This window comes from Mesocryomonas fontinalis, assembly GCF_055730125.2.
This window is the reverse complement of record NZ_JBUZWG020000005.1, coordinates 19627-33297: the sequence shown is the minus strand read 5'-3', so window position 1 is coordinate 33297 and position 13671 is coordinate 19627. Positions and strand designations below refer to the sequence as shown.

The 13671-nt window shown below is 64.9% G+C and carries 10 protein-coding genes; 6 read left to right on the top strand and 4 right to left on the bottom strand.

Features of this window, described 5'->3' with window-relative positions:
* The first annotated feature begins 255 nt into the window (after positions 1–255).
* The 4 genes from ACZL02_RS13345 to ACZL02_RS13330 all read left to right on the top strand — a co-directional run bounded on the left by ACZL02_RS13345 (position 256) and on the right by ACZL02_RS13330 (position 7447).
* Entirely contained in the window at positions 256–2811 is a 2556-nt protein-coding gene (locus ACZL02_RS13345; protein WP_472936999.1) for an ATP-binding protein, read from the top strand.
* A gap of 344 nt (positions 2812–3155) precedes the next feature.
* A complete protein-coding gene (locus tag ACZL02_RS13340; RefSeq protein WP_472937000.1) occupies positions 3156–4916 on the top strand; it encodes a sensor domain-containing phosphodiesterase in 1761 nt (586 codons plus the stop codon).
* Positions 4917–5033: 117 nt separating this feature from the next.
* Entirely contained in the window at positions 5034–6326 is a 1293-nt protein-coding gene (locus tag ACZL02_RS13335; protein WP_472937001.1) for an MFS transporter, read from the top strand.
* Between the two features lie 80 nt (positions 6327–6406).
* A complete protein-coding gene (locus tag ACZL02_RS13330; RefSeq protein ID WP_472937002.1) occupies positions 6407–7447 on the top strand; it encodes an ABC transporter ATP-binding protein in 1041 nt (346 codons plus the stop codon).
* Positions 7448–7611: 164 nt separating this feature from the next.
* On the opposite strand, the gene ACZL02_RS13325 is transcribed toward ACZL02_RS13330, so the two are convergent.
* The 4 genes from ACZL02_RS13325 to ACZL02_RS13310 form a co-directional block, all read right to left on the bottom strand.
* Entirely contained in the window at positions 7612–8169 is a 558-nt protein-coding gene (locus tag ACZL02_RS13325) for a nucleotidyltransferase family protein (protein ID WP_472937003.1), read from the bottom strand.
* Between the two features lie 250 nt (positions 8170–8419).
* The gene (locus ACZL02_RS13320; protein WP_472937004.1) at positions 8420–9589 is read right to left on the bottom strand and encodes a GGDEF domain-containing protein; all 1170 of its coding nucleotides are present in this window, start codon (positions 9587–9589) and stop codon (positions 8420–8422) included.
* A gap of 328 nt (positions 9590–9917) precedes the next feature.
* A complete protein-coding gene (locus ACZL02_RS13315; RefSeq protein ID WP_472937005.1) occupies positions 9918–10553 on the bottom strand; it encodes a LysE family translocator in 636 nt (211 codons plus the stop codon).
* A gap of 341 nt (positions 10554–10894) precedes the next feature.
* The gene (locus ACZL02_RS13310; RefSeq protein ID WP_472937006.1) at positions 10895–11803 is read right to left on the bottom strand and encodes a LysR family transcriptional regulator; all 909 of its coding nucleotides are present in this window, start codon (positions 11801–11803) and stop codon (positions 10895–10897) included.
* A 120-nt stretch (positions 11804–11923) separates the two neighbouring features.
* Here ACZL02_RS13310 and ACZL02_RS13305 point away from each other — a divergent pair, with 120 nt between their 5' ends.
* Together ACZL02_RS13305 and ACZL02_RS13300 are read left to right on the top strand one after the other, a co-directional pair.
* A complete protein-coding gene (locus ACZL02_RS13305; RefSeq protein WP_472937007.1) occupies positions 11924–12565 on the top strand; it encodes a DsbA family protein in 642 nt (213 codons plus the stop codon).
* 105 nt (positions 12566–12670) lie between these two features.
* Positions 12671–13567 carry an MBL fold metallo-hydrolase gene (locus tag ACZL02_RS13300; RefSeq protein WP_472937008.1) on the top strand — a complete coding sequence of 299 codons (897 nt, stop codon included), beginning with the start codon at positions 12671–12673 and terminating at the stop codon, positions 13565–13567.
* Positions 13568–13671: the final 104 nt, after the last annotated feature.

The window sequence follows — 13671 nt, the reverse complement described above, 5'->3', positions numbered from 1 at the left end:
GCCGATGCGGACGCTTCGGGATGAACTGCCTCACCCCCGGTCGCGCGCGAGTTGATACGAGGGCGGGTCGCCCGGAGGAAGTCCGCCAGTATGATCGCTTCCCTTGGGGAGCTTCGAAAGACTTAGCTTCATCTTTACAAGAGTTTGGCTTCGAAAACGTCGCGCGCACTTCAGTAGTCTGCTAATGAAGGAGGGCTGATTCGGGCTCTGCTGCGGGGTGCAGGGCTGCGGTCGACGACCGGGGTGGGCATGATGATGGCAGTGCATTCTCACGCAGATCTACTGACGTCTTCGAGCTTTGCCCGGCGGTTGTCCACCGCCTGCCTGCTTGCGGCGCTGGCGATGTCATCGCTGGGACTGGCCGGGCATGTCCTCGGTGCTTCCTGGCTGTACCGGCTCAACCCCGGTGTGGCACCGATGTCGCCGCTGACGGCCGGTGCGCTGACCCTCGTTGCGATGTCCGGTCTCGCATACCAGCGCCGACGGATTGCGACGGCGCTGGCCGCTCTCGGCCTAGCCTTTGCGGTCACGCTGCTGACGAGCCGCATTCTCCTCGGCGACGATCACGTCACGTCGGCCATCGCGAGTGCGTGGGGCGGGACCGCGGCGGCGGGCAGCCGGACGTCGGCAGGCGCGGCCGTGTCGATCGCCCTGATGGCGTTGGCGATGCTGCCGGGATTGCGCGAGCGACCGCGTTGGGGTGACCCGCTGGCCGCGGCTGCCCTCTTCATATCCGGCGTCGTGCTGGCGGGCTACGCCTACGGCGCGGCCGACCTCTATACGTTGCCGTGGCTTCAGAAGATTGCACCGAACACCGCGTTCGCGGTCCTGCTGCTGTCGATGGGCGCGATCCTCGGCCGCGAGAACGCTGGCTGGGCTGCCACGATCGGCGCCGGCGGTGCGTCCGGGCAGTCCACCCGGCGTCGGCTTCTTCTGACCTTGATGCCGGCGGCGATCGGCTGGGCGCTGCTGCAGGCGGCCAACCACCAGCTGCTGGAAGGCCAGACGGCGATGGCGCTGCTGGTGGTGCTGACGACTGCGCCCCTCTGCTGGCTGATCGTGCGCGATGGCCGGATCCGCGCCGAGCTCGACCGGGAGAGGCGCGAGAAGGCCGCGCTGGAGGCAGGGCATCTCGCCGTTCTCGAGGATCGCCTTCGGCAGCAGGCGCTTGAGCTCGGCCGGTTGAACACGCAGCGAATCGAGCAGGCCGAGGCGGCGACGCTCCTCAGCGAGGACCGCTACCGCACGCTGTTCGACTCGATCGACGCCGGCTTCTGCATCGTCGAGTTGCGCTTCGACGCCGAATCCCTTCCCGTCGACTATCGCTTTCTCGAGGTGAACGACGCCTTCGCGAGCCATACCGGCATCGCCCATGCCCGCGGACAATGGGTCAGCGAACTCTTGCCGGACCAGGAGCGGCACTGGTTCGATCTCTTCGGCGACGTCGTCCTGACGGGGCGTGCGATCCGTTTCGAGAACCAGGCAAAGCCACTCGGCGAACGCTGGTTCGACGTCCATGCCTTTCCGATCGAGACCGCGAAAGGCCGCCACGTCGGCATCCTCTTCAACGATATCAGCCAACGCCGGCAGACAGAAGTGCAGCTGCAGCAGATGAACGCCACGCTGGAACAGCGCGTCGAGGCGGCGGTCACCGAGCGCGAGCTGGTGCAGGCGGCGCTGCGCCAGAGCCAGAAGATGGACGCGATGGGCCAGCTGACCGGCGGTGTCGCGCACGATTTCAACAATCTCCTGACGCCGATCATCGGCAGCCTCGACATGCTGTCGCGGCGGGGCACCGGCACCGAGCGCGAGCGGCGGATGATCGAGGGCGCGCTGCAGTCGGCCGATCGGGCCAAGCTTCTGGTGCAGCGGCTTCTGGCCTTCGCCCGGCGCCAGCCGCTGACCGCCGAGCCGGTGGATGTGGCGCTGGTGGTGCGGGGCATGGCCGGGCTGGTCGCCAGCACGTCGGGGCCGCAGATCCGGCTGTCGGTTGAGGTTGCGGACGACCTGCCGCCGGCGCTCGCCGATTCCAACCAGCTGGAGATGGCGCTCTTGAACCTTTGCGTAAACGCCCGGGACGCCATGCCGACGGGCGGGACGTTGAACGTTTCCGCCGACATTGCGGAGTTGGCGGAACCCTCCGGCGACAGGGGCGAGATGCTGGCTCCCGGACGCTACATCAGGCTGTCGGTCGCGGATTCCGGCACGGGCATGGACGCGGAAACGATGAAGCGGGCGATCGAGCCGTTCTACTCGACCAAGGGCATCGGCAAGGGAACGGGACTCGGCCTGTCGATGGTGCATGGGCTCGCCGCGCAGCTCGGCGGCGCCTTGCGGATCGACTCCAAGCCGGGGCTTGGCACCCGCATCGATCTCTTCCTGCCGGTAAGCGGCAGGGATGTGACGGAGGTCGAGGTGCTGGGTCCGATCGCCAACGATCATCGCAAGCGGGGGAGGGCGCTGGTCGTCGACGACGAGGAGTTCGTCCGGATGGCGACCTGCACCATGCTGGAGGAACTCGGCTACGACACGGTCGAGGCGGGGACCGGCCTGGAGGCGGAAAGCGTGCTGCGCAATGGCGAGGTGATCGACATCGTCGTCACCGACCATCTGATGCCGGGCATGACCGGTGTCGAGTTGGCCCGCAAGATCAAGGCGGAATGGCCGCGCCTGCCGGTGCTGCTGGTGTCCGGCTATAGCGATGCCGGGGGAGCCACCGACGATCTGCCGCGGCTGACCAAGCCCTTCCGGCAGGCCGAACTCGGCCAGCGGCTGGCCGGTCTCGCACGTCCCGACGCCTCGGCTGCCTGAGGTGCGGCAGGTCCGGTCGTATCGATTGGACAAAGGCTGATGCCGGTCTCGATTTCCCCAGAGGCATCTGTTGCGATTGGAAGATCGCCCATGCCAGCGTGCTGCAGAATGCCCGATGCCGCCACCTGCCCAAGCTACCGCAAGGGAATTAACTAAGATTCAGGTGGTAATTTCCGTAGGCGCCGTTCGAAGCGCGCCGCCCTTTACTGGTTATTTGCCGGAGACTGTTGACGCAGTCATTGTATCACCGCTCCATCTGCCGAAGCGGAACTTTAATTCGAGTGCGGGGTTGCTTTACATCTGCGCTGCCATAGACCGGCCATGACGCGGACCCCAAGGACATTATGTCGACATTCAACGAGATTTCGCATCTCGGCGCGCTGACCAAGCTCGCTGCGATGACGACCAAACCGAATGAAGGTCTGGACCGGGTTACCCGCCTGGCCGCCGAGCTTTTCAAATCCGTTACGGCCATGATCGTCCTGCCGGAAAGGCACCACATCTGGTTCGCGCGCCATATCGGCTTTGAATTCGGCGGGACGTGCCAGGATGGCTCGCCGTGCGCCGACGTGACGGCCACCGCCGACGCCATGAGTTTTCGCGACTTGCAGGCAGAGGCGCGGTACGCCGACTGTCCCGTGGTCAAACTCTACGATATGCGCTTCTACGCTGGCGCACCCTTGATCACCCACCAGGGCAAGGCCATCGGCACCCTCTGCGTGTTCGGTTCGGAGCCGCGGGAGGCGACGCCGGAGCAACTCGCATCGCTCGTCGACCTGGCCAGCCTCGCCATGTCGCAGGTCGAGATGCAGGTCACCAGGGGACGCGTCGATCCGATCAGCGGCATCCCCAACCGCAACCAGTTTCTCGACGACGTCGAGGATACGGCGCGCGACTGTCCGGGTGAGGAGCGGATGGTCGTTCTCGTCGAGATCGCCGGTTCAGACGAGATGGACCAGGCGGCGCAGGTGATGGGATCGCGGTACTTCGACGAGGTTGTCCAGGCCGCCGCCGAAACCATTCGCTCGATCATCGGGCCGGACCGCTCGCTCTACCATGTGGCGGCGACGCAGTTCGCCTTCCTGGCACCGCTGGGTGTCGGGGCGACCGAGTATGAAGTGACCCTGCGCAACCGGACGAAGGTGAACCACGAGACGCTGGAGTCGCGTTTCCTGCTCAGCCCCCGGCTGGGCGTCGCTGGCTTCACGCTCGGCGACATCGGGCCGCGCGAAGCGCTGCGCCGGGCGCATTCGGCAGCGCAGGCGGCGCGTGCGCTGGGCGACGCGGTGCAGTTCTATTCAAAGGCCGACGACGACGCGAACGCGCGCCGCTACTGGATCCTGCGCGAGTTCAAGAGCGCCATCGCGGACGGTCAGCTGCATTTGGTCTACCAGCCGCGGATCGATCTGCGGTCGGGATATGGCGTCGGGGTCGAAGCGCTGGTGCGCTGGACGCATCCGCTGCATGGGCTGATCTCGCCGGCGGAATTCCTGCCCATCATCGAACGGACGTCGCACATGCGGTCGCTGACCGACTGGGTGGTCGAGGCTGCGTTCGCGCAGATGGCCAAGTGGCGGGCCGAGGGCTCGCGGCTGTGCATGTCGATCAACATCTCCGCCCGGGATGTCGAGGACGGCGAGTTCGTCCTGATGCTGCAGGAGGCGCTGCTGCGCCATGACGTGCCGGCGGAGGCGATCGAACTCGAGTTGACCGAGGGCACCGTCATGCAGGAGTCCGGCAACGGGCTGGCGAAGCTGAAGACGCTGTCGGCGATGGGGTTCAGCCTGGCGATCGACGACTTCGGCACGGGGTACAGCAGCCTGTCCTATCTCCAGAAGCTCCCCGTCGACGTCGTGAAGATCGACCGCTCCTTCCTCCTCGACTTGGCGACCGACGACAAGGCCCGGACGCTGGTTCGGGCGATGATCAGCCTTTCGCACGATCTCGGCTACCGGGTGGTGGCGGAGGGGATCGAGGACACGGGGGCGCGCGACTTCCTTTTCGATGCCGGCTGCGACGAGGCACAAGGGTATTTCTACGGACGGCCGATGCTGCCGGCGGCGATCGACGCCTGGTTCTTCAAGCGCGAGGAACTCGTGGCCTGACGGCGGGCCGGCCTGTTGCGGGGCACTGTCCGGTAGAGGGCAGACCGCCAGGGCCCGTTGACAAGTCTGGCTGAATCATCGGTAGCTCGGCGCGGGGGCGTGCGACGGGATGCCGAGATGATGAAGACCAGCACCAGCCTCACTCGGCGTTTCGGCCAGCGCTACGCTTTCGTGGTGGTCGGCGTCATCTTCCTCGCGCTGCTGATCTCCGCCGGTCTGCGTTCGTCGCCATCGGTGATGATGCTGCCGCTGGAGAACGCGTTCGGCTGGGGGCGCGACACGATCTCGCTGGCGGCCGCCATCGGCATCTTCCTCTACGGTCTCGCCGGTCCCTTCGCGGCCGCGGCGATGGAGCGTTTCGGCCTGCGCCGCGTGCTGTTGCTGGCGCTGTCGCTGATGGCCGGCTCCTCCGTACTGAGCCTCTGGATGACCGAGCCCTGGCACCTTGTCGCCACCTGGGGCGTGATGTCTGGTCTCGGCACCGGGGCGGTCGCGAGCGTCCTCGGGGCGACCATCGTCAACCGCTGGTTCAAGACCAACCGGGGCCTGGTGATGGGGCTGATGTCGGCGAGCAGCGCCACCGGCATGCTGATCTTCCTGCCGTTCCTCGCAATGCTGGCACAGGGCGGCGGCTGGCAGCCGGTGGTGATCACCGTCGCCTGCGCCTGCGCGGCCCTGCTGCCGCTGGTGTTCTTCCTGGTGCCCGAGCGTCCTGCCGCCATCGGTCTCACCCGCTTCGGGGCGGAAGAAGCCGAGCCGCCGATCGCCGCGGCCACCGGCAACTTCCTGGCCGCGACCTTCGCAACGCTGAAGAAGGCCGCGGCGACGCGCGTCTTCTGGTACCTTTTCGCCACCTTCTTCGTCTGCGGCTTCACCACCAACGGCCTCGTCGGCACGCATCTGATCTCGTTCTGCGGCGACATGGGGATCACCGAGGTCAGGGCCGCGGGGTTCCTCGCCGCGATGGGCGCCTTCGACCTCATCGGCACGACGCTGTCGGGCTGGCTCACCGATCGCTACGATCCGCGCAAGCTGCTCTTCGTCTATTACGGCGTGCGCGGCCTCTCGCTGATCTTTCTGCCGTTCTCGGACTTTTCGGTGCTGAGCCTCAGCGTCTTCGCGGTGCTCTACGGGCTCGACTGGATCGCCACCGTGCCGCCGACGCTGCGCCTTGCCAATGAAAGCTTCGGCGACCGCGCGGGGCCGCTGGTGTTCGGCTGGATCGTCGCCGGCCACCAGCTGGGGGCTGCAAGCGCCGCCTATTTCGGCGGTTTCATGCGCGAGGCGCAAGGCAGTTACCAGGCCGCCTTCCTCATCGCCGGCCTGACGGCGCTGGCGGCGGCGGGGATCTCGCTGCTGATCGATCCGGACCGGGCCGAGCGGATCAGCCCGGCGCCGCAGGCCGCCTGACGCCTTCGGCCGTCCGCACCCCCGGCGTCATTCGGCCGTCATCTTCCGGCCCTACGGGGCGGGACGCATCGGGAGACTTCATGACCACGATCAGCATTGCCGGGGTCGGCAAGCGCTTTGACGCGACACCGGCGCTCAGCGACATCACACTGGATTTTGCCAGCGGCTCCTTCACCGCGCTGCTCGGCGCCTCGGGCTGCGGCAAGACCACGCTGCTGCGGCTGATCGCCGGCTTCGAGGCGCCGGATGCGGGCACGATCGACATCGGCGGCGTGCGCGTCGCCGATCCGAAGCGGCAGCTGCCGCCGGAGGAGCGGGGCGTCGGCGTCGTCTTCCAGTCCTATGCGCTGTGGCCGCACATGAGTGTCGGCGAGAACGTCGCCTATCCGCTGAAGACCCGCCGGGTCGACAAGCCGGAGATCGCGCGGCGCCGCGATGCCGTGCTGGAGACGGTCGGGCTTGCCGGCTTCGGTGACCGGCGGATCGAGGAACTGTCGGGCGGCCAGCGCCAGCGCGTGGCGCTCGCCCGCTGCCTCGTGGCGGACTCCAAGGTGATCCTGTTCGACGAGCCGCTGGCCAATCTCGACATGCACCTGCGCGCCTCGATGGCCGAGGCTTTCCGCGAGATCCACGAGCGGACGGGGGCGACCATGGTCTATGTCACGCACGACCAGTCGGAGGCGCTGGCGCTGGCCGACCGGGTGGTCGTGATGCAGGCCGGCCGCATCCTGCAGGCGGCCGATCCCGCAACGCTCTACCGCTGTCCGGCCGACCGGGCGGTGGCGGGCTTCGTCGGCCGCGGCTCGCTCGTCACGGCCGAGCGCGTCGCGGGCAAGAATGCCGTGCGGATCGGCGGCACCGAGATCGCCGCCCGCACGGCGGAGAGTGGCGCCGGCGGGGAGGGCGCTCCGGTGACGGTGTTGCTCCGCCCGGAAGCGCTGACGCTTGCCGAGACCGGGCTCCCCGCCACGGTGACATCCTCGATCTACCGGGGCGCCGTGCACGAGGTGCAGCTGCGCACCGAGACGGGCGAACGGCTGTCGCTGGACAGCCGGGTGGCGCTGGAGCGGGATGCGCGGGTGCATGTCGCCGTGGCGGATGCGTGGGTGGTGCCGGGGTAGGGCCGGTTTCCGCAGGAGCATGGCGGGGCTTCAGGGCGCGGATGGAGGGAAATCTGCAGGCCGGTTCTCGGATCGGAACCGGAATTGCTGGAGGGAAGTGATTTTCGTTCGTTTTGAGCTTAGTCCGAGGGCAATCGCTGGTCGACTTTGAGTGGAAAGCGGACTCAGCAGTACTCTATTTGCAACCGCGGCCAAAAGGCGATCCAGCCCTTTGTACGCAGACGCTGTTCGTAGATGCAGCGCTTCTCGCTCCGGAAACATGGAGTTGGTCGCAGCACTAGAGCTAACAGATCATCCAAGCCCCACGGCGCCGCGACTTCACACTCATCAAGGCCAAGACGACGCACGGCGATGGCCGTTGCTGTTTCAGGCCAATACCGCACCGCCTCGACCGAGGAGGTATAGGGATCGTCGCCGTTGCGCCCGTGCAGCCGAGCTTGGTTCTTTACCGACCAATGGATACCAGGCTCGGCGGCACACAGAAGGGCTTCCAACTGTCGATCCATTATAGCCGAGCTTCGCGTGTGATCGTGCCAGATGACATCAACGTCGCCGGTTGGCGGCGACGGGGTGCGCTGATGCAAACAGTCCCATACTGCGTTCCGAACAAAGCCTGCGCCGATCCAGCAATCTGGCAAGCCTAGGGAGCGCACGACGTCTAAAAGATGCCATCGATAAGGGTCTGACCGAAGGATTTCTTGCACTCGAGATGTGCCGCTCATTGCGCGACGATAGCCGAAAACGCCGAACGCTGGAATGTCTCCATCAGGTCGAGAGCTGCAGACCAAGCCCGACCACTTTGACCGATGCCTTCCAGTCCTATTGGTGCCTCACCTTGCGCCTTCGCCCCTCGCATCACCGCCACGGCAGCTATCCCGACGGTGGTTCAGAAGTGGACAGGTCCCTTTCGTCTATACGGGCGTCGCCGTGGCATCAGCTATACAGTCGGCGCAACAGCTCCGCCCTGCGCATTCATGCGGCAACAACTAGGCGATCCCGGCCTTCTTGCTTTGCGCGGTAAAGGGCGTGATCGGCGGTGTCGATAAGGACGTCCAACGAGAAGCCCGTCATACAGCATCCGGCAACACCGATAGATACGGTCACCATCGCGCCCTCGCCAGCGGCCGGATGAGCAATTCGCGCAGCCGCCAGGCGTTGGCGGATGGTCTCACCGAGAATGGCGGCATGGGCTGCGTCTCTCCCCGGCAGCAGCAAGAGGAACTCCTCGCCACCGTACCGGAAAGCGTGGCCAGAGAGGTTGGCACCGTGGCTGTCGAGCGAGTCACGAATTAGCTGCGCGACCGCTCTGATGCAGTGGTCGCCGGCGAGATGCCCCTGCGTGTCGTTGAACCGCTTGAAATGATCGATGTCGATCATCAACACGGAGACGTAGCCGTTGACCAAGCCGGCGGCGATCGCTTCCCTGATGCTGGTGAGGTGATGTCTGTTCGACAGGCCGGTAAGCGAATCGGTGCGCGCCGTTTTCTCGATCTGTTCGAGCAGGAGTTCGGAGCGCAGACGCTCCAGGAAAGCCTGACGCTCGGACCGCTCGAGGATGTAAGATCCCATCAGCAAGAGGGCCGCCCCGCTGAGATAGAAATTTACAACAAAGCCGAACTCGGTTGCGTCGATTTCCGAGCGAAGGCGCAGACATGCGAACTGCACTCCGAAGGCAACAGCCAAGCCAACGGCCGCAAAGCGAAACCGCACCCTCTGCACCAAGGTGAAGTAGGTGAGCGTCAGCGTGGTGCCGAACTGGTAGAGCAGCACATGCTCCGAGCGGCTGAAGACCATCGCGGCCGTTGGCAAGGTGACCCCGACGATCGTGCCGACGACGATCATGGCATCGAACTGCCAGATCGCCGTCGTGCGGGGCAGCAGCCAAAGGACGAACAAGACCATCGCGGTGAAGACGCCGAAGCGCAGGAAGGCAAGCCAGACGACCATGTCCGGGATCACCTGCCAATCCATAATAATGGCCGCGTCGTAGACCAGCATTCCCACGAACAGGGCGATGCGGCCGATGTGCTTGCGCTGGACCAGTCCCTCCAAATCGAAACGCGCCTCCACTGGGGGGGAGAAGCTCAGCCGGTTGAGACGATCGGATTCCGCGACGAGGTCGAAAGGTTGAGACGGGCGCATTGATGTCGGTATCCGGTTCGGTCGTCGCTAAGCATTCTACCGCCAGTGCGTTAGGTTCGTCCTAAGGGAAGCTCGTTTCGCCGGACGTCGTCCCGCCAAAGGAAATGCGCGGCAGGGCATTGAACGATTTAGGAGCGCGTTCGACTCGCCCGCGACGGTCAATTCGACGCTCTTCGTACGCATGGGTCCTTGCAGGAAGGGCAACGTTGGGTCGCTGCCGGTCAGCGCGGTTCCGGGCATCCGTTTAACCTGGACCGTTCGGCTCGACCGGGTGAAAGCGGGTAGTCCGCTTCCCAGCCTTGTGAAGGAGAAGCGGACGTTTGAAGCTCTAGCTGCGACTAGTGCCCCATGCCAAACGGCAGGCAAGACCCGCAAAGACAGTCGCTAATAGATATTGCGGCACCCGCGGGAAACGACTGATCCCGGCAAGGCGTTTTCCAACATGAGAACTGAAAAGAATAATTGCTCCGTTCACGACGAGACCAGAAACGTTGAGGATTGTTGCGAGCAGTAACATCTGCGGAACCAGCGCCTCACTGCTGGGCGAAACGAACTGAGGAAATAAGGCGAGCACGAAGAGCGCCATTTTCGGGTTCAGAATGTTCGTACCCAACCCTTCCAGAAAGATGCGGCGGGGCGAAAGCCGTTTTGTGCTGGCTTGTGGTGTAAAGGCCGTGAGGTCGGACCGAAGAGCACGGTAAGCAAGATAAAGCAGATAAAAGCACCCGGCCCAGCGCACAATCTCATAGGCAACGGGAACAGCAAGGAAGAGCTGAGAAAGGCCCAGCGCGGCTGCCAGCGCGTGGCAGTAGGTGCCGGCCGCGATCCCAGCAAAAGTTAGGAAGCCTGATGACCGACCTTGGCTGATGCTTCGCGAGGCAATGAGCAGCATGTCAGGACCTGGCGTCGCTGTCAGAACGAAGGCGGCAACAGCAAAAAGTCCGAGTGTTGGGAAATCCGGCATGACGATCCTTTTAGTTCGAGCCGGAATTGCCGTTTATCAACATCCTTGAAATCTGCAATGGTTCAAGTGACCGCTTCAGTGAGGGTGTACGAGGCTCCGGAATGGCAATGAAGGGTGGAGAGCCGTCCGTCTGCTTCAACAAAGGCTGTCGGCGATAGCTGCCATATTTCCATTGGCTCACCATCCGCGAAAGCTTGGCGCTCTTGTTCAAGCGATCGCTTACGCCGCGCTTCGCCGACACCGTGTCAGGCCTCATGAGCGATGGCGAAAAATGTGATCTGGGGCATGGGCATGACCGTCTGACGGTAGACTGGCTCACCTAGTTGAAACCACCGAGAGCCTCATGCAACGGGTTGGACGTTACCCATCTGCCTGCTGGCCGTCACCAACATGTCCAGAAAGACCCTGACCTTCGCCGGGCGATACTGCGCGACGGGGAAGACGGCGTGGATTCCGCCGGAAGGCAGCGTCCATGCCGGCAGGACATGGACCAGCCTGCCGGACGCAATGAGATCGTCGACCAGGAAGTCCGGGAGCACCGAGATGCCGCCTCCGGCAAGAACGGCCGCCAGAACAGCCGGGGTCGTGTCGATGGAGATCGCGGCGGTCATCTGGACATCCTGATCGGCATCGAAGAAGCGACTGAAGCGCCAGTCGAGCGGATGCTTCAGTGCCCTGTTGGAGACGAACGGATGGGTCGCCAGATCTGAGGGATCGCTGATTTGGGCGATCCCCGAGGCGAACGGAGCGCGTGCCACCAGAAGCTGTCGGAACGATCCGACTTTGCGAGCCTGCAGGTTCGAGTCTTCCAGCCAGCCGACGCGGATCGCGAGATCCAGCCGCCCAGAGAGGAGATCGACCGTCTGGTCGGCAAGTTCGAGCTCGACGCGGCAGTCCGGGTATCGTGCGACGAAGTCCGCGACGATCGGAACCAGCACGGCGGCCCCAAAGTCATTCGGGGCCGCGATCCGCAACGTACCCACCGGCCGGTCCACGGCGGAGGTGACCTCGGCGAGCGCATCTCCGGCGTCCTTCAGGATTGAGACGCAGCGCGCGTGGAAGAGGCGTCCGGCCTCCGTCGGCTCGACGCGCCGGGTCGAACGGACCAGCAAGGTCGCTCCGACCTCGCGCTCGAGTTCCGCTACCTGATGGCTGACGACGGCCTTGGTGACCCCAAGGCGTTCCGCCGCCCGGGTGAAAGATTGCGCCTCGACCACGGCGGCAAAATACGGAAGTCGGTTAAGGTTCATCAGCTAAGCCAACCAACCTTCCGATACATTGTCAAATTTTAGCATACAGTTCGTAGGTTTTGTCAGCCTTATCGCGCGTTCGTTGGCGTGCCATCTGATCGGCGGAAGGAGAACGCCGCGATGCAAGTCCATGCGATCAGCTACCTGTTCGATCCCCTCTACGGCTGGTGCTACGGAGCCGCGCCAGTCCTGGCTCGGCTCGCAGAACTTCCCGACTTCAAGTTGACGATGGTTCCCACGGGCCTCTTCACCGGGACGGGGGCTCGTTCGATGGACGCGAGCCTTGCCGCCTTCGCCTGGTCGAATGACCAGCGCATCGCAACACTCACCGGGCAGGCTTTCAGCCAAGGCTACCGTGAGCGGGTATTGGGCGACTTCTCGGGGGCACTCGATTCAGGACCGGCGACCCTCGCTCTCACGGGCGTCACCATGACGGTCCCCGCCCGCGAGATGGAGGCGCTCGGCGCCATGCAGAAAGCGCGTTACGTCGATGGTCGAGACATTACCGATGCCAATGTATTGGCCGACGTCCTCAACGATCTCGGACTGACCGCAGCCGCAGCAAGGCTTTTGGCACCCGACAACGTCCTTCTGGAAGCCGTTCGCAGGCGCCTCGACGTGGGTCGGTCGATCATGCGTGAGGTTTCTGCCAGCGGTGTCCCCACCATTGCCGTCGGCGCGTCTGGCGCAAGGCGCGGGGTGAACGCGGGCGTCCTGATGGGAAGCTTCGAAGCGTTGCTCGCAGACCTTCGAGCAGGTTGAGCCCGCCGCTTTCCGTGAACCCCGGCCAACCGCCGCCCTTCCTTTCCATTCCGTCGCCCAACCAATCCCTAGCCCAACCAATCCCTAGCCCAACGGAGAATTCGCGTGCTCAACAGGAGAGAACTGATGAAGACGACCCTTGCTGCCGGCGCCGCCACCCTGATCCCCGGCGGACCTGCTGCCGCTGCCGCTTCGGACTTGACCTGGCAGCATTTCCCGGCGGGCCAGAACGGCTTCTTCCGTGCGCCCGTCCTTGTTTCCGGCGCCAGCGAGGCCGTGCTGGTCGACGGAGGCTTCACGCTCTCGGACGGACGGGCGCTGGCCGAGGCGATCAAGGCGACGGGCAAGCGCCTGACCACGGTCTATGTCAGCCAGAGCGACCCCGACTACTACTTCGGGCTGCGGCCGATCGTGGCTGCGTTCCCCGATGCCAGGGTCCTTGCCGCGCCGGAGACGGTGTCCGCCATCAAGGCGAGCGTCGAGAAGAAGATCGCCGCCTGGGGGCCCCAACTCAAGGACAACGGCCCGCAAGCGGTCGCCGACGTCGTGATGCCCGAGCCTTTCGACGGCAAGGCGCTGTCCGTCGACGGCCAGCAGATCGAGATCGTCGCGGCCGAGGGGCTTGCCAACCGTCGCTATCTCCGAGTCCCCGCCCTTGATGCGGTGTTCGGCGGCGTGCTGGTGTTCTCGGGCGTCCACGTCTGGACCGCGGATACGCAGACGAGGGAGGCCCGCGCGGCCTGGGTCGCCAACCTCGACAAGATGTTGGCGGCGAAGCCTGCGATCGTCGTGCCCGGCCACATGGTGCCGGAGGCCGCGACGGACCTCTCCGGCCTCGAGCATACCAAGGCCTATCTCGTCGCGTTCGATCAGGAGCTCGCCAAGCGGCCGACGTCGGCAGAACTTGTCTCCGCGATGAAGTCCCGCTTCCCGGGACTCGGCATGGATGTCGCGCTCGACATCGGCGCCAAGGTCGCGACCGGCGAGATGAAGTGGGGCTGAGCCGTGGCCAGCAACTATCCTATCATCCGCGCCACCTACGGGGGCAGCTCGGATGACAACGGCGGGTCCGTCTGGGTTGGCAGCGTCGATCAAACTTTCTCGGA